Genomic DNA, 16,261 nt, shown 5'->3' with positions numbered 1-16,261 from the left:
GCCGCCCCATGGGTGAGGGTGCGCTGGTGTGTATTTCCGGTACGGCCTCCGGGGGTTTCCCGGCGGCTGTTCGAGCGCCATTTGATCGGATGCGTCCGAGGTTCCGCAAATCACCTTTGGCGGACGTTCGGGTCATTCCTTTCGAACTGTTTCGGGAAATGTGGCGGCTTCATTTCGCTGAAACACTCGCGTTGCAAAAGAACGGACATACCATGCCGAAGCGGACTGCCCGTTCCGCATTCTGAGACCTCCGCCACAGTCCCTCCGGTGTTGGTACGATCCCGGTGGGCCGCAACTGGCGCGTAGGGATGGAATCAACCATCGGGAAGCGGCCCCGTGAATCCTCACGTGAACTTGCCGAGCGCCTGGGCCCCCGCATCCCCACCAGGAGACCGCCATGGCCCAGCAGCCCCACACCGCCGCCTCCGCCGCGGCCGACACCGCCTTCCGCAGCGCCCTCGACGTGGTCGCCGGCGTCGAACCGCGGATCGCCGCCGCGATCGGACAGGAGCTGGCGGACCAGCGCGGCTCGCTCAAGCTCATCGCCAGCGAGAACTACGCCTCCCCAGCCGTCCTGCTCACGATGGGCAACTGGCTCAGCGACAAGTACGCCGAGGGCACCGTCGGCCGCCGCTTCTACGCGGGCTGCCGCAACGTCGACACCGTCGAGGGCATCGCCGCCGAGCACGCCCGTGAGCTGTTCGGCGCCGACCACGCCTACGTCCAGCCGCACTCCGGCATCGACGCCAACCTCACCGCGTTCTGGGCCGTCCTCTCCCAGCGGGTCGAGAGCCCGGCGCTGGAGCGCGCCGCGGTGCGCAACGTCAACGACCTCACCGAGGAGGACTGGGCGCGGCTGCGCCAGGAGCTCGGCAACCAGCGGATGCTCGGCATGTCCCTGGACACCGGCGGCCACCTCACCCACGGCTTCCGGCCCAACATCTCGGGCAAGATGTTCGAGCAGCGCAGCTACGGCACCGACCCGGCCACCGGCCTGATCGACTACGACGCGCTGCGCGAGACCGCCCGCGAGTTCCGCCCGCTGATCATCGTGGCCGGCTACTCCGCCTACCCGCGGCTGGTGGACTTCCGCCGGATGCGCGAGATCGCGGACGAGGTCGGCGCGACCCTCATGGTCGACATGGCGCACTTCGCCGGCCTGGTCGCGGGCAAGGTGCTGACCGGCGACCACGACCCGGTCCCGCACGCCCACATCGTCACCACCACCACCCACAAGTCCCTGCGCGGCCCGCGCGGCGGCATGGTGCTGTGCCAGTCCGAACTGGCCGAGCACGTCGACCGCGGCTGCCCGCTGGTGCTCGGCGGCCCGCTCTCCCACGTGATGGCCGCCAAGGCGGTCGCCCTCGCCGAGGCCCGCCGCCCCGAGTTCCAGGCCTACGCCCGCGCCGTCGTCGCCAACGCCCGGGCGCTCGCCGAGGGCCTGCTGCGCCGCGGCGGAAAGCTGGTCACCGGCGGCACCGACAACCACCTGGTCCTCGCCGACGTCTCCGGCTACGGCCTGACCGGCCGCCAGGCGGAGGCGGCGCTGCTCGACTCGGGCATCGTCACCAACCGCAACTCCGTCCCGCAGGACCCGAACGGCGCCTGGTACACCTCGGGCGTCCGCCTCGGCACCCCGGCCCTCACCACCCGCGGCCTCGGCACCGCCGAGATGGACGAGATCGCCGACCTGATCCACACCGTCCTGCGCGCCACCGCCCCCGCCACCACGGCCAAGGGCTCCCCGTCCAAGGCCGCGTACACCCTGGACGCAGCCCTCCGCGACGCCACCGCCAAGCGCGCCGCCGACCTGCTCGCCCCGTACCCGCTCTACCCGGGCGTCGACCTGGTCTGACGGCGAACGGCGAACAGATGACAGATTTCGAAATCTGTCATCTGTCATCTGTTCGCTGAAAGTTGTCAGCCGTCAGCCGTCAGCCGTCAGCCGTCAGCCGTCCGTCGGCCCCCGCCCCGTGCTCCGGGTCCGCTAGTACTGCAGGGACTTGTACTGCAGGAACTCCTCCAGCCCGTGCCGGCCCAGCTCCCGGCCGAGGCCGGAGCTCTTGTAGCCGCCGAAGGGCGCGAGCGGGTTGAAACGGCCGCCGTTGAGGTCCACCTGGCCGGTGTCGAGGCGGCGGGCGAAGGCGGCGGCGGTGTCGGTGTCGCGGGCCCAGACGCCGCCGGCCAGACCGTACGGGGTGCCGTTGGCGAGTTCGGCGGCGTGGTCCTCGTCGCGGTAGCTGAGGATCGCCAGGACCGGGCCGAAGACCTCCTCCTGGGCCACCGTCATCTCCGGGGTCACGTCGGCGAGCACGGTCGGGCGGACGTAGTAGCCGGTGGCGGGTTCGGTGACCGGCTCCGAGCCGCCGACGACCAGCCGGGCGCCCTCGGCCAGCGCGCCGTCGATGTAGCCGCGCACCTGGGCCAGCTGCCTGGCGTTGACCAGCGGGCCGATCCGGGTCTGCGGGTCGGTCGGGTCGCCCGGCCGGTACCGGGCGGCGACCTCCTCGGCCCGGGCGACCGCCTCCTCGTACTGGTCCTCGTGCACCAGCAGGCGGGTCAGCGCGTTGCAGGTCTGGCCCGAGTTGGCGAAGACGTTGGCGACGTTCGCCTTGACCGCCCGGGCCAGGTCGGCGCCGGGCAGCACCACGTTGGCCGACTTGCCGCCCAGCTCCAGGGAGACCCGCTTCAGCCCCCGGCCGGCCGTCTCGGCGACCTGCCGGCCGACGGCGGTGGAACCGGTGAACGAGACCAGGTCCACGTCCCGGTGCCCGACGAGCGCCGCACCCGCCACCGCCCCGGTGCCGGTCACCAGGTTGAAGACGCCCGCCGGGAACCCGGCCGCGTGCACCAGCCGGGCGAACAGCCGGGCCACCAGCGGGGTGTCCTCGGCCGGCTTGAGGACCACCGGGCAGCCGGCCGCCAGGGCCGGGACGGTCTTGGCGACGATCTGGTGCAGCGGGTAGTTCCACGGCGTGATCGCCGCGACCACCCCGGCCGGCTCGGCGTGCACCACCGAGTTGCCGATCCGCTCCTCGAAGGGGTGCTCGGCGAGCAGGGTCAGGTAGGAGGTCGCCACGGCGAGCGGCAGCCCGGCGTGCACGGCGCCGGCGAAGCCGACCGGGGAGCCCAGCTCGGCGACGACCGTCTCGGTGATCTCATTCTGCGCGGCGGCGATCCCGTCCCGCAGCCGGGTCAGCAGCGCCAGCCGCTCCTCGGGGGTGGTCGTGCCCCAGGCGCGGGCCGCCCGGCGGGCCGCCGTCACCGCCGTGTCGACGTCGGTCGTGCCGCCGGCCGGCACGGTGGCCAGCACCTGTTCGGTCGCCGGATTCAGTACGGTGATCGACCCGGCGTCCCCGGAGGGCCGCCACTCGCCGTCGATGTACTGGTCGCTGTACTCCGCGTACTGCCGCACCGATCGTCCTCTCGTCCGCCCTTCAACTAGCAGCGCTAGCCGAAGGTCAGTCAATGCGGCCCGGGCGGCCGCGCGCAAGAGTCAATCCCGACCGGCGGACCTGACGGTTACTTCGGAGCGAACCGCGCGGTGTACTCGTCGAACGGCTCGATGCCCACCTCCGCGCGCCGCTCGTCCAGCCGCTCCGGCTCCTCGCACGGCCACGGCACCGGACGGCCGTCGGCCACCGCGCCGATCTGCGTCCCGTAGCGCTGCTCCCGGCCCTCGTTGACCGCCAGCCGGTCCTGGAGGAAGGCCAGGTCGCGGGCGCTCGCCTCACCCCGGGCGACGGCCTCGCCCATCAGTGCCGCCGCCCGCCGCTGGACGTCGAGCTGCCGGTCCGCGTGCTGCGCCACCAGCCACGCCGCCCGGGCGGCCTCGGGGCCGACGGTGTGCTCGGTCGGCCAGCCGTGCGCCGCCATGATCTCCGCGAGCCGGTCCCCGTGCTGGGCGGTCAGCCGCCGCCAGGCCGCCTGCTCGGCCAGGTCGGGGCTGTTCGCCAGCCGGGCGGCCGCGCCGTCCTCGGCCATCATCGCGACCAGCTCCCGCGCGAGGACCGGATCCTGACCGTACCGCTGTGCTTCCGTCACGTCGACGACGCTCCCTGTAGCCGGGCCCTCCTGCCGAGGACCGCCCGCCACCACGCTAGGCGCGGAGAACGCGACGAAGATCGTCCCCGAAGACGGTGACCCGGGGGTGCCGCCCACGGCAGAATGGATGCACACCGGGAACGAAGCGCACCACGCACACGGGAACGAGGCGCACCGCGCACGCGCCAACGGAGCGCTCCACGCACGCGGCGACGGAACGCACACTCCCGCGAGAGACGCCGAAGGGCCGGTCGGAGGAATCCGACCGGCCCTTCACCGTGTGACGAGGATCAAACCCGGGACGGCTCCGCCGCCTCGGCGCCCTCGGCCGCCAGCATCTCCTCGCGGACCGCGGCCAGCGAGGGGTTGGCCCAGGCGCTGGCGACGCCCCAGTAGTAGAACGCCAGCCCGATCGCGGCGACGATCAGCAGGTCCCAGCCCTCCGGCAGGTAGCCGTGCCCGCCGAAGTCGGCGCTGCCCGCCCAGGAGACGCCGGCCATCACGAACAGGTACGCGACCATCCAGGCGCCCGCCTTCAGGTGCGGCTTCAGCACGGCGAACGGCTTGCGCAGCTCGTACCAGGCCCAGATCGGCAGACCGGCGGCCATCAGCAGGATGACCTTGCCGGTGAGCGGCCAGCGGGCCCAGTAGAGCACCAGCGAGCCGAAGATCATCGCGATCGGGGCGATCACCGGCATGGCGCGCAGCCGGACCGGCCGCGGCAGTTCGGGGGCCAGGCGGCGCAGCGCCATCACGGCGACCGGGCCGGTGATGTACGAGATCACGGTGGCCACCGAGACGATCTCGGCCAGCGAGCCCCAGCCGCGGAAGACCGCGAGGAACATGAACGCGACCACCAGGTTGAGCACCAGCGCCGGGCGCGGGATGCCGGTCTTGGCGTCGACCCTGCCGAAGATCTTCGGCAGGTGGCCGTTCTCCTGCACGCCGTGGATCATGCGCGAGGTGGTGGCGGCGTAGATCATGCCGGTGCCGGAGGGGGAGATGAAGGCGTCCGCGTAGAGCGTGATCGCGAGCCAGTTGAGGCCCCAGGCGATGGCCAGGTCGGCCAGCGGCGAGGTGTAGGAGAGGTTGCTCCAGCCGTTCGCCAGGTCGCCGCCCGGGATGGCGCCGAGGAAGGCGATCTGGAGCGCGACGTAGATCACCAGGGCGATCAGGATCGAGCCGATGACGGCCTTCGGCAGCGACTTGCCGGGGTTCTTGGCCTCGCCGGCCAGGTTCAGCGGGGACTGGAAGCCGTTGAAGGCCCAGACGATGCCGGAGACCGCGACGGCGGTGAACACCGAGCTCCAGCCGTTCGGCGCGAAGCCGCCGTGGTCGGTGAAGTGCGCCGAGTCGAAGTGCGCGAAGAGCAGCGCACCGGCGGTCACCGTCGGGACGACGACCTTGAAGACGGTGATCGCGGTGTTGGTCTTGGCGAACAGCGTGATCGCGAACCAGTTGAGGGCGAAGTAGACGAGCAGCAGCACGCTGGCCAGCGCCACGCCGCTGAGGGTCAGCTCCTTGCCGTCGTACAACCCCTGCGCCCAGCCGAAGTGCCAGGAGCTCATGTACTGCACGGAGGCGGTGGCCTCACCCGGGATGACCGAGACGATGGCGATCCAGTTGGCCCAGGCCGCCAGGTAGCCGGCCAGCGAGCCGTGCGAGTACTGGCCGTACCGGACCATGCCGCCGGCCTTGGGGAACATCGAGCCCAGCTCGCTGTAGGTGAGCGCGATGGTCAGCGCCACCGCGGCACCGATCACCCAGGCGAGGATCGAGGCGGGTCCGGCGAGCTTGGCGGCCCGCTCGGCACCGAACAGCCACCCGGAGCCGATGATCGACCCCAGCCCGACCGCGGTCAGGCTGATCGTTCCGAGCGATCGGCGGTAGTTCTGGTGTGATGCCGTCGACGATTCGGGCTCACTCAACGTATCGGTCCTCTCGCTCGTGGTTCATCGGGTGGTGTCGGTGTTTTTGCGATTTTGCGTCGGTATTTCGGACAAACGGAGAGCAGCCTAAGGTCCAAAAAGGGGCGAAAACCTCAGAGGAAGCTCAAACCATCCGATTGTTGCCATCTCGTGTCCGGCGTCCGGGCCGATGCGGACCGGCGAGGAGACGGACGCCACAGCGCCAGGGAGGGCGGTGGCCAGGGACGGCGACCGGGGCCGGCCCGGGGGAAAGGGGCGGCCCGAAAAACGAAATTCCCCGTGGAAGCCTTTCGGCCTCCACGGGGAATTTCGGCTGTGTCCGAGGGGGGACTTGAACCCCCACGCCCGATAAAGGGCACTAGCACCTCAAGCTAGCGCGTCTGCCATTCCGCCACCCGGACTGGGTGTGTGCTTCGGGGGCTTTTTCCTCGCCCCCTCGGCGACAGAGAGAACATTACCAGGGTTCTGGAGTGCTTCTCACCTGCGCTTCCTCGGGGCCGCGCCGACCGACATCCTGGTCGGGCCGCTCCGGGGTCACGGGGCCGCGGCGCACCGCCCGCACAGGTTGGTACGGCCTGTGAACGCGCTCGAATCCGGCCCGAACCGGTGGGGTCCGCGAAGGAACCGGTCGACTCCCGCACCGCCCGCGGTCGGTTGCGGCCGGAAGCGGTCCGACACGGGCAACTTGTCGACGGTGCCGCACCCGCCGCGACGGCTCTCCTAGCCTCTGTGGACCGAGGGCGCCATGAAGCGGATCGCCTGATTCCCGGGTCGCGGACGAAGGGCGGCTGGACGTGGAGCAGATCAGCGGAGCGGCGAAGGCCGAACCGAGACGCGGCAGGCGGGGGGAGGGCCCGGTCGGGGCCACGGCCTCCGCGGGCCCCGCCGAGGGCGTGTGGCGCTTCCCGGTGCCCGCCACCGAGGCCTCGGTGCCGCTCACCCGGCACGCGGTGCGCGACCGCCTGCTGGCCCAGGGCATGACCGGGGTGCGCTACCAGGAGCTGGTGGACGACCTGCTGCTGATCGTCTCGGAGCTGGTGAGCAACGCGGTGACGCACGCCGCCGAGCTGTCGCCCGAGGTGGTCACCGAGCTGTCGCTGCGCCGGGCCTGGGTGCGGGTGTCGGTCGAGGACGGGGACCCGTACCGGCCGAAGGCGCTGGAGAACGACACCGGACGCACCGGCGGGCGCGGCCTGCTGCTGGTGAAGAGCGTCACCCTGCAGGCCGGTGGGGTGTGCGACGTCGAAGACACGGGGGAGGGCGGCAAGGTCATCTGGGCCTCGCTGCCCGTTCCCCCGGGGCCCGACCACTGACCGGCCGGGCCGGACGCCGGACCGACGGCCGACACCTCCGGACCGCCGGTCGGGACGGCCGGACCACCGGCCGGGGCGGGCGGACCACCGGCCGGGGCGGGCGGACCACCGGCCGGGGCGGGCGGACTACCAGTCCCGCCCGGCGATCTCCCGGATGCCCGGCAGCGCGGCCTCGAAGACCGTCTCGAACCAGACCGAGAACGGCCGCTCCGCCCGCAGCTCGCGCAGCTCCTGCGCGGTCACGAAGGCGAAGTCGTCCACCTCCTCCGGGGCGGGCTCGACCGGCGCGGTGACCAGTCCCACGAACAGGTGGTTCCACTCCCGCTCGATCAGCCCGGACGCCTCGTCCGGCAGGTCGTAGCGGACGGTGCCCGCCTCGCACAGCAGCGCCGGTGCGACACCCAGCTCCTCGGCGGTGCGCCGGGCGGCGGCGACGAACGGCGGCTCGTCCGGGTACGGGTGGCCGCAGCAGGTGTTCGACCAGACGCCGGGGGAGTGGTACTTGCCGAGGGCCCGGCGCTGGAGCAGCAGCCGGCCCTGGCGGTCGAACAGGAAGACCGAGAAGGCCCGGTGCAGCCGGCCCGGCTGCTGGTGGGCCCAGAGCTTCTCGCCGGTGCCGATCGTGACGCCCGCGTCGTCGACCAGTTCCAGCAGGATCTCGGTTCCGACGGGGGCGGACCCGGTGGCCCGGGGGTCGACCGTCACATCGGTCTCCACGTCGAGACCGGTGTCGATCTCGGCCGCGAAGTGCGTGGGATCGGTCGGAAGACTCTGGGGCATGGGGCCTCTTTCGGGAGCGGGAGCAACGGGAGCATCGGGTGTCTCCGACACACCGGGCGGAGTGCGGCGGACACAGCGGGGGCACCGGCGCCGGCGTCGGCATCCAGTCTGCCGTATGGGTGGCGGTCGGCAGGGGTCCCACGCACAACCGGGCGGATCATGACCCGGAGGAGTCGGAAACCGTCCAGAGAAGGGTCCGGGATGCCCTCGTAAGAGTCACAGAATTCGCAGAACCGTTCGGCGTGCGTTCGGAGCCCGTTCGACCGGCCCGGCGCCTCCTCACGGCCTCCCCGCACCGTCCCGCAGGCGGCGCCCGGGCGGATCCGGTGCGGCCCCCGGGCGGCCCGACGGCCGTTCGACGGGCCCTCGGCGGCCGCCCTTCCGCCGCCCCGCCGCCGCCCCTGGGCAGGGCGGGCGCGTTCTGGCCGGTGGCCCCGGTCGCCTACCATCACATACGACACGGTGCCCGGATCTGTGCCGGCACCGGCGCGCCGCCGCCCGGCCCGGTCGAACACCGGACCGGGGGTCCCGGTGGCGCCGCCGCCCCCGGCACGGCCCCGCGCACAGCACGACGGATCAGGAGACCCGCATGATCGGCCTCGTTCTGGCAGCCGGCGCCGGCCGCCGGCTGCGCCCGTACACCGACACCCTGCCCAAGGCGCTGGTGCCGGTCGACGGGGAACGGACCGTCCTGGACCTCACGCTCGGCAACTTCGCCGAGGTCGGTCTGCGCGATGCCGCGATCGTCGTCGGCTACCGCAAGGAGGCGGTGTACGACCGCAAGGACGCCCTGGAGAGCAAGTACGGCGTCAAGCTCCACCTCGTCGAGAACGACAAGGCCGAGGAGTGGAACAACGCCTACTCGCTCTGGTGCGCCCGAGACCTGTTCGCCGAGGGCCTGCTGCTCGCCAACGGCGACACCGTCCACCCGGCCTCCGTCCAGCGCACCATGCTGGAGGGCAACCGGCGCCTGACCGACGCCGGCGCCGCCCCCGGCATCCTGCTCGCCCTCGACACGGTGAAGAAGCTCGCCGACGAGGAGATGAAGGTCGTCGTAGACCCGGCCACCGGCATGCGCCGGATCACCAAGCTGATGGAGCCGGCCGAGGCGAGCGGTGAGTACATCGGCCTCACGGTGATCAACCCGTCCGCCGCCGCCGACCTGACCGACGCGCTGCGCGCCACCTACGAGCGCGACCCGCAGCTGTACTACGAGGACGGCTACCAGGAGATGGTGAACCGCGGCCTGCGGATCGACGTCCAGCCGATCGGCGAGGTCTCCTGGGTCGAGGTCGACAACCACGACGACCTGGCGAAGGCGCGGGAGATCGCGTGCCGGTACTGACCCGACTGGTCCCGTCGCCGCTGTTCGTCGAGATCCGCCCGGGCGCGCTGGACGCGCTCGGCGGCATCCTCGCGGACCAGCGGCTGTCGGCCTCGGGCCGGATCGCGGTCGCGATCAGCAACGGCTCCGGCTCGGCCATGCGCCGCCGCCTGGAGCCGGCCCTGCCCGGCGCCGACTGGTACAACGTGGACGACGGCAGCCTGGACAGCGCGGTGCGGCTGGCCGAGGCGATGCGCGGCGGCCACTACGACGCGATGGTCGGCCTCGGCGGCGGCAAGATCATCGACGCCGCCAAGTACGCCGCGGCCCGGGTCGGCCTGCCGCTGGTCGCGGTCGCCACCAACCTGGCCCACGACGGCATCTGCTCGCCGGTCTCCACCCTGGACAACGACGCCGGCCGCGGCTCCTACGGGGTGCCCAGCCCGATCGGCATCGTGGTCGACCTGGACGTGATCCGGCAGGCCCCGCAGCGCTTCGTGGCGGCCGGCGTGGGCGACGTCGTCTCCAACATCTCCGCGTGCGCGGACTGGGAGCTGTCGCACGCGGTGACCGGCGAGCCGGTGGACGGTCTGGCCGTGGCGATGGCCCGCTCGGCGGGCGAGAACCTGCTGCGGCACCCGGGGAGCACCCAGGACCAGGACCTCCTGACGGCGCTCGCCGAGGCCCTGGTACTGTCCGGCATCGCGATGAACATCGCGGGCAGCACCCGGCCCTCGTCGGGTGCCTGCCACGAGATCTCGCATGCCCTGGACGTGCTGTATCCCAAGCGGTCCGCCCAGCACGGCGAGCAGGTCGGCCTCGGCGCCGCCTTCGCCAGCTTCCTGCGGGGCGAGCGCGAGCTGACCGGCCTGATCGTGGAGCGCCTGGCGAGCCACGGACTGCCGGTGACCGCGGCTCAGATCGGCTTCACCGAGGCGGAGTTCACCGAAGCGGTGCACTACGCTCCGAACACCCGACCGGGGCGCTTCACCATCCTCGAACACCTCGACCTCTCCCCTTCCGCAATCAGGGACGCGTACGCCGACTATGTCCAAGCCGTCAACAGCTGACCCCTCCACCGCGGGCGCCGAACGGCCCCCGGTGGACCTGACCCGCCGGCCCTCGATCGAGGAACTGCGCGCGGTGATCCACCCGGAGGGCATGCTCCAGCGCCGCAGTGCCGAGCACTGGGCCGGTCGCCTGTACATGCGGAAGATCTCGCTGCGGATCACCCGGGTGCTCTCCACCGTGACGGCGATCACGCCCAACGGTCTGACGTACCTGATGATGGTCACCGGCATCCTGGCCGGCGCCGCGCTGGTCCTGCCGGGCATCGCGGGCGCCGTCCTGGGCGCCCTGCTGATCCAGGTCTACCTGCTGCTGGACTGCGTGGACGGCGAGGTGGCCCGCTGGCGCCGGCAGACCTCGCTCACCGGCGTCTACCTGGACCGGGTCGGCCACTACATGTCCGAGGCGGCGCTGCTGACCGGCCTCGGCCTGCGCGCCACCGACCTGCTGCACCGCGAGGGCACCGGGTCGCACTGGGAGTGGGCCTTCCTCGGCACCCTGGCCGCGCTCGGCGCGATCCTGATCAAGTCCGAGACCGACCTGGTGGACGTGGCCCGCGCCCGCAGTGGCCTGACGGCCGTCGAGGACAGCGCCTCGGTGCCGCGTTCGGCCTCCGTCGCCAAGGCCCGCCGGGCGGCCTCCTTCCTGAAGTTCCACCGCCTGGTCGGCGCGGTCGAGGCCTCCCTGCTCATCCTGGCCGCCGGCGTCGCCGACGCCGTGCACGGCGGACTGCTCTTCACCCGGCTCGCGGTGGTCGTCCTGGCCGCGATCGCGATGCTCCAGACCGTGCTGCACCTGCTGAGCATCGTCCTCTCCAGCAGGCTGCGATGAGCGCGCGGGGCACCGCGGAGGACTTCCGCCTCGGCGCCGTGATCATCACCATGGGCAACCGGCCCGCCGAGCTCAACGCCCTGATCGAGGCCGTCCGCGCCCAGGAGGGCCCGGCGGTCGAGCTGGCCGTGGTCGGCCAGGGCGTGGAGCTGCCCCCGCTGCCGGAGGGCGTGCGCACCGTCGAGCTGCCGGAGAACCTGGGCATCCCGGGCGGGCGCAACGTCGGCATCGAGCTGTTCGGCCGGGACGGCGCGGAGGTCGACGCCGTCCTCTTCCTGGACGACGACGGCAACCTGCCGCGCACCGACTCGGCCCGCCTGCTGCGCGAGGCCTTCACCGCCGACCCGGAGCTGGGCATCGTCTCCTTCCGGATCGCCGACCCGGACACCGGTGTCACCCAGCGCCGGCACGTCCCCCGGCTGCGCGCCAGCGACCCGCTGCGCTCGTCCCGGGTGACGACCTTCCTGGGCGGCGCGAGCGCGGTGCGCTGCAAGGTGTTCGAGCAGGCCGGGCAGCTGCCCGCCGAGTTCTTCTACGCCCACGAGGAGACCGACCTCGCGTGGCGCGCGCTGGACGCCGGCTGGGCCATCGACTACCGGGCGGACGTGGTGCTGCACCACCCCACGACCTCGCCCGCCCGCCACGCGAGCTACTTCCACAACGTGGCCCGCAACCGGGTCTGGCTCGCGAGGCGGAACCTTCCGGCCCTGTTGGTGCCTCTCTATCTGGGAACCTGGTTCCTGCTGACCCTGGCCCGCCGCCCCTCCCCGGAGGCGCTGAAGGCCTGGTGGGGCGGGTTCCGGGCGGGCTGGCGCGAACCCTGCGGTGCGCGGCGGCCCATGCGGTGGCGTACCGTCTGGCGACTGACCAGGCTGGGCCGACCTCCGATCATCTGATCACATCTGATGGCATCCGCATCGGATGATCGATCGCTGCGGCCGGTGCCCACACACCGGCCGGCTCCCCCGAGATCCCAGTGGATCCCCATCGGCGCACGACCGGCGGACCCCGCCGACCGGCCGCCCCGACCGATCCCGCGTGAAGGACGAATGTGTCGACAGTGAGTGAACCCGTCAGCCTCTCGGCCCCCAGGGGGGCGGACGCGGGCCTGACCCCCAAGCAGCTTGCGGACAAGTACGGTCTGGCGGTGAGCGGCGCCCGTCCCGGCCTGTTCGCCTACTCCAAGCAGCTCTGGGCCCGGCGCCACTTCATCTGGGCCTTCGCCACCGCCCGCCTGGTGGCCCAGTACACCAACGCCAAGCTCGGCCAGCTGTGGCAGGTGGTGACCCCGCTGCTCAACTGCGCGGTGTTCTACCTGGTCTTCGGCGTGATCCTGGCGAGCAAGCAGGGCTTCCCGGACAACACCTACATCGCCTGGCTGTGCATCGGCGTCTTCGTCTTCCAGTTCACCCAGAACGCGGTGCAGGCCGGCACCCGGGCGATCTCCGACAACCTCGGGCTGATCCGGGCGCTGCACTTCCCCCGGGCCAGCCTCCCGATCGCCTTCACCGTGATCCAGCTCCAGCAGCTGCTGATCTCGATGGTCGTCCTGGTCGTCACCGTGCTCGCCGCCGGCATCACCCCGGGCCGGACCTGGCTGCTGATCATCCCGGCGCTGCTCCTGCAGACGCTCTTCAACACCGGCATCTCCCTGGTGATGGCCCGGCTCGGCTCCCGGACCAGCGACATCTCCCAGCTGATCCCGTTCGTGATGCGCGCCTGGATGTTCCTGTCCGGTGTGATGTTCAGCATCCAGGACAAGATCACGCACTGGCCGCACTACATCCAGACGCTGATGTCGCTCAACCCGGCGTCGATCTACATGGACCTGCTGCGGCACGCCTTCGCGCCGGTCATCTACAACCCGCACCAGCCGGTGCACCAGACCCTCCCGCCGCACCAGTGGGCGTACGGCCTGGCCTGGGGCGTGGGCATGTTCGTCGTCGGATACGTCTTCTTCTGGAAGGCCGAGGAGGAGTACGGCCGTGGCTGACATCGACCTGAGCAACAACGACACCGTCACGGACGCGGACGTCGCCCGCGAGCCCACCGTCGTCGTCGACGACGTGCACATCGTCTACAAGGTGCACGGCGCCGGCTCCGGCAAGGGCAGCGCCACCTCGGCGCTGAGCCGCATCATCAGCCGCAAGCGCGCCTCCGGCGTGCGCGAGGTGCACGCGGTCAAGGGCATCAGCTTCACCGCGTACAAGGGCGAGGCGATCGGCCTGATCGGCTCCAACGGCTCCGGCAAGTCGACCATGCTGGCCGCCATCGCCGGCCTGCTGCCGACCGAGAAGGGCGGCATCTACACCAACGGCCAGCCCTCGCTGCTGGGCGTCAACGCCGCGCTGATGAACGAGCTCACCGGTGAGCGCAACGTCGTCCTCGGCTGCCTGGCCATGGGCATGACCCCGGCCCAGGTGAGGGCCCGCTACCAGGACATCGTCGAGTTCTCCGGCATCAACGACAAGGGCGACTTCATCTCCCTGCCGATGCGCACCTACTCCTCCGGCATGGGCGCCCGGCTGCGCTTCTCGATCGCCGCCGCGAAGACCCACGACGTGCTGCTGATCGACGAGGCCCTCGCCACCGGCGACCAGGCCTTCCAGCAGCGCAGCAAGCGGCGGATCGACGAGCTGCGCAAGTCCGCCGGTACGGTCTTCCTGGTCAGCCACGACAACAACTCGATCCGCGAGGTCTGCGAGCGGACCATATGGATCGAGGCCGGCGAGCTGGTCATGGACGGACCCACCGAGGAGGTCGTGAGCCGCTACGAGCGCGGCGAGCGACCGTAGTCCCCGTCACACTCCCGCGGGGCCGGTTCCGGAGCTTCCGGAGCCGGCCCCGCGCCTTTCCCGCCGCCCGGCGCGGAGGCGAGCGCCCGGTGCCCCGGCGGGGCGCTCTTCTCCGGCGCGCCCGGGCGTGTCAGCCTGGTGGTCGCGGGGGCGGTGTGCCGTGCGTGACGCCCGCGCTCGGACGCGTGTCCGAGTCGGACCGGTCGTGCCAAGCGGTGTAGAACGGGGGAGTGACAGCAGTGTCGGCTTCGGCCCAGCCCAGAGATACGCCGGTGAACGGTTCCGCAGGACAGACCCTGGACAAGGCGGGCGCGGAGAACTTCCCCGTCGCCCCGTTCTTCCTGCCCGCGGCCTGGCGCGACGACCTGATGGCGGTGTACGGCTTCGCCCGCCTGGTCGACGACGCCGGCGACGGCGACCTGGCCGACCCGGCCGCCACCGCCCGGCTGCTCGGGGTCGAGCAGACGCCCCCCGCCACCCCTTCGGACCAGTCCGGCCCGCCGGCTCCGCAGGAGACCGCCTTCCGGCTCGCCCTGCTCGACGGACTGGAGCAGGACCTCGACCGGGTCTTCGAGACGGCCCTGCGCACCGCCGGCGGCTCCGGAGCGGCCGGCGCGGACCGCCCCCGCCACCCGCTGATGAGCGCGCTCGTCCCGCTGGTCGACCGGCACGGCCTCACCCCCGAACCGTTCCGCCGTCTGATCGAGGCCAACCGGGTGGACCAGACCACCTCCCGCTACGCCACCTTCGACGACCTGATCGGCTACTGCACCCTCTCCGCCGACCCGGTCGGCCGCCTCGTGCTGGCCATCGCGGGCGTCTCCACCCCCGAGCGGACCGAACTCTCCGACGCCGTCTGCAGCGGCCTCCAGGTGGTCGAGCACATCCAGGACGTGGCCGAGGACCTGGCCCACGGCCGGATCTACCTGCCCGCGGAGGACCTGGCCCGCTTCGGCGTCACCGAGGCCGACCTGGCCGCGCCCTCCGCCGACGGCGCGGTGCGCGAGCTGATCGCCTTCGAGGTCGAGCGGGCCCGCACCCTGCTCGACCGCGGCGCACCATTGGTAGGTACGGTTCGGGGGAGGCTTCGACTGCTCCTGGCGGGATTCACCGCAGGCGGCTATGCGGCCCTGGCGGCCGTCGAGGACGCCGGGTACGACGTGCTCGCCCAGCAGGCGAAGCCGGACAAGCGCCGCCTCGCAGCGAAGGCGGCGGCCATCTTCGCGAAGGGAAGGTGAACGCCCGCGTGGCGGCATCACCACTGGCGTCGGCCCAGGTCATGGCGGCGTACCGGTACTGCGAGGCAGTCACCGGACTGCAGGCGCGCAACTTCAGCTACGGCATCCGGTTGCTGCCAGAACCCAAGCGGTTGGCCATGTCGGCCCTGTACGCCCTGGCCCGCCGGGTGGACGACATCGGCGACGGCGACCTCCCGGACGACCGCAAGGCCGAGGCGCTGGTGCGCACCCGGGAGCTGGTGGACGAGGTCCGCTCCGGGGTGGTCGCCGACGACGACACCGACCCGATCAAGGTCGCCCTGGCCGACGCGGCCCGGCGCTTCCCGATCCCGCTCGGCGGTTTCGACGAGCTGATCGACGGCGTCGAGATGGACCTCAAGGGCGCCGAGTACCAGACGTACGACGAGCTGAAGGTCTACTGCCGCTGCGTGGCCGGCGCGATCGGCCGGCTCTCGCTGGGCGTCTACGGCTGCGACGACCCGGAGCTCGGGGCGCGCTACGCGGACACCCTGGGCCTGGCGCTGCAGCTCACCAACATCCTGCGCGACCTGCGCGAGGACGCCCTGACCGGCCGCACCTACCTGCCCGCCGAGGACCTGGTCCGGTTCGGCTGCGAGCAGGGCTTCGCCCTGCCCGAGCCGCCGGTCGGCGCGGACTTCACCGGCCTGGTGGCCTTCGAGGCCGCCCGCGCCCAGGCCGCCTTCGAGGAGGGCCTGCGGCTGCTGCCGATGCTCGACCGCCGCAGCCGTGCCTGCACCGCCGCGATGGCCGGGATCTACCACCGGCTGCTCGGCCGGATCGCCGCCGAACCGGAGTCGGTCCTGCGCGGCCGGGTCTCGCTGCCGGGCTGGGAGAAGGCGTACGTGGCGCTTTCCGGGCTCGCCGGGGGGCGTTCTTGATTCTCGCAACAGTTCTGTCACGCTGTGTCAGCTGGGAATCA

The 16,261-nt window shown here is 72.0% G+C and carries 14 protein-coding genes, 1 tRNA gene and 1 riboswitch; of the genes, 10 read left to right on the top strand and 5 right to left on the bottom strand.

Annotated elements, in window-relative coordinates; all coding sequences use genetic code 11:
• Positions 1–281 precede the first annotated feature (281 nt).
• A riboswitch (ZMP/ZTP riboswitch) is annotated at positions 282–378 on the top strand.
• A gap of 19 nt (positions 379–397) precedes the next feature.
• On the top strand, positions 398–1,855 hold the full coding sequence (locus tag ACWDD9_RS00365) for a glycine hydroxymethyltransferase (protein WP_449810380.1): 1,458 nt from the start codon (positions 398–400) through the stop codon (positions 1,853–1,855).
• A gap of 132 nt (positions 1,856–1,987) precedes the next feature.
• On the opposite strand, the gene ACWDD9_RS00360 is transcribed toward ACWDD9_RS00365, so the two are convergent.
• The 4 genes from ACWDD9_RS00360 to ACWDD9_RS00345 form a co-directional block, all read right to left on the bottom strand.
• Positions 1,988–3,415: an aldehyde dehydrogenase family protein gene (locus tag ACWDD9_RS00360; protein WP_049649811.1), complete on the bottom strand. Its 1,428-nt coding sequence runs from the start codon at positions 3,413–3,415 to the stop codon at positions 1,988–1,990.
• A 107-nt stretch (positions 3,416–3,522) separates the two neighbouring features.
• A complete protein-coding gene (locus tag ACWDD9_RS00355) occupies positions 3,523–3,987 on the bottom strand; it encodes a DUF6624 domain-containing protein (protein WP_449810597.1) in 465 nt (154 codons plus the stop codon).
• Positions 3,988–4,334: 347 nt separating this feature from the next.
• Positions 4,335–5,972, bottom strand: coding sequence for an APC family permease (locus tag ACWDD9_RS00350; RefSeq protein WP_117492546.1), 1,638 nt, complete (start codon positions 5,970–5,972; stop codon positions 4,335–4,337).
• A gap of 316 nt (positions 5,973–6,288) precedes the next feature.
• Positions 6,289–6,373, bottom strand: a tRNA-Leu gene (locus ACWDD9_RS00345).
• A gap of 393 nt (positions 6,374–6,766) precedes the next feature.
• Between ACWDD9_RS00345 and ACWDD9_RS00340 the strand changes: the two genes are divergently transcribed.
• Entirely contained in the window at positions 6,767–7,285 is a 519-nt protein-coding gene (locus ACWDD9_RS00340; RefSeq protein ID WP_449810379.1) for an ATP-binding protein, read from the top strand.
• Positions 7,286–7,411: 126 nt separating this feature from the next.
• Here ACWDD9_RS00340 and idi read toward each other — a convergent pair whose 3' ends face one another.
• The gene (gene idi, locus ACWDD9_RS00335; protein ID WP_079272473.1) at positions 7,412–8,065 is read right to left on the bottom strand and encodes an isopentenyl-diphosphate Delta-isomerase; all 654 of its coding nucleotides are present in this window, start codon (positions 8,063–8,065) and stop codon (positions 7,412–7,414) included.
• A 589-nt stretch (positions 8,066–8,654) separates the two neighbouring features.
• Between idi and ACWDD9_RS00330 the strand changes: the two genes are divergently transcribed.
• The 8 genes from ACWDD9_RS00330 to hpnD all read left to right on the top strand — a co-directional run bounded on the left by ACWDD9_RS00330 (position 8,655) and on the right by hpnD (position 16,220).
• Positions 8,655–9,410, top strand: a complete 756-nt coding sequence (locus ACWDD9_RS00330; protein ID WP_049649809.1) for a phosphocholine cytidylyltransferase family protein — start codon at positions 8,655–8,657, stop codon at positions 9,408–9,410.
• Positions 9,398–10,459 carry an iron-containing alcohol dehydrogenase family protein gene (locus ACWDD9_RS00325; protein ID WP_049649808.1) on the top strand — a complete coding sequence of 354 codons (1,062 nt, stop codon included), beginning with the start codon at positions 9,398–9,400 and terminating at the stop codon, positions 10,457–10,459. Before ACWDD9_RS00330 ends, ACWDD9_RS00325 begins: the two co-directional genes overlap by 13 nt.
• 91 nt (positions 10,460–10,550) lie before the next feature.
• Positions 10,551–11,288 (top strand): CDP-alcohol phosphatidyltransferase family protein, encoded by a 738-nt coding sequence (locus tag ACWDD9_RS00320; protein WP_049649827.1) that lies wholly within the window; start codon positions 10,551–10,553, stop codon positions 11,286–11,288.
• Positions 11,285–12,184, top strand: a complete 900-nt coding sequence (locus ACWDD9_RS00315; protein ID WP_074004362.1) for a glycosyltransferase family 2 protein — start codon at positions 11,285–11,287, stop codon at positions 12,182–12,184. The genes ACWDD9_RS00320 and ACWDD9_RS00315 overlap by 4 nt, the downstream gene beginning before the upstream one ends.
• Before the next feature lie 155 nt (positions 12,185–12,339).
• The gene (locus tag ACWDD9_RS00310; protein ID WP_049649806.1) at positions 12,340–13,281 is read left to right on the top strand and encodes an ABC transporter permease; all 942 of its coding nucleotides are present in this window, start codon (positions 12,340–12,342) and stop codon (positions 13,279–13,281) included.
• Positions 13,274–14,083, top strand: coding sequence for an ABC transporter ATP-binding protein (locus tag ACWDD9_RS00305; RefSeq protein WP_234348229.1), 810 nt, complete (start codon positions 13,274–13,276; stop codon positions 14,081–14,083). Before ACWDD9_RS00310 ends, ACWDD9_RS00305 begins: the two co-directional genes overlap by 8 nt.
• Before the next feature lie 272 nt (positions 14,084–14,355).
• A complete protein-coding gene (gene hpnC, locus ACWDD9_RS00300; RefSeq protein WP_117492544.1) occupies positions 14,356–15,321 on the top strand; it encodes a squalene synthase HpnC in 966 nt (321 codons plus the stop codon).
• A gap of 41 nt (positions 15,322–15,362) precedes the next feature.
• Positions 15,363–16,220, top strand: a complete 858-nt coding sequence (hpnD, locus tag ACWDD9_RS00295; RefSeq protein WP_375876312.1) for a presqualene diphosphate synthase HpnD — start codon at positions 15,363–15,365, stop codon at positions 16,218–16,220.
• Positions 16,221–16,261 lie beyond the last annotated feature (41 nt).

This window comes from Kitasatospora sp. NPDC001119 (assembly GCF_053598475.1).
Note: the sequence above shows the minus strand (reverse complement) of the source record. Positions and strands in the feature narration are given on the sequence as shown.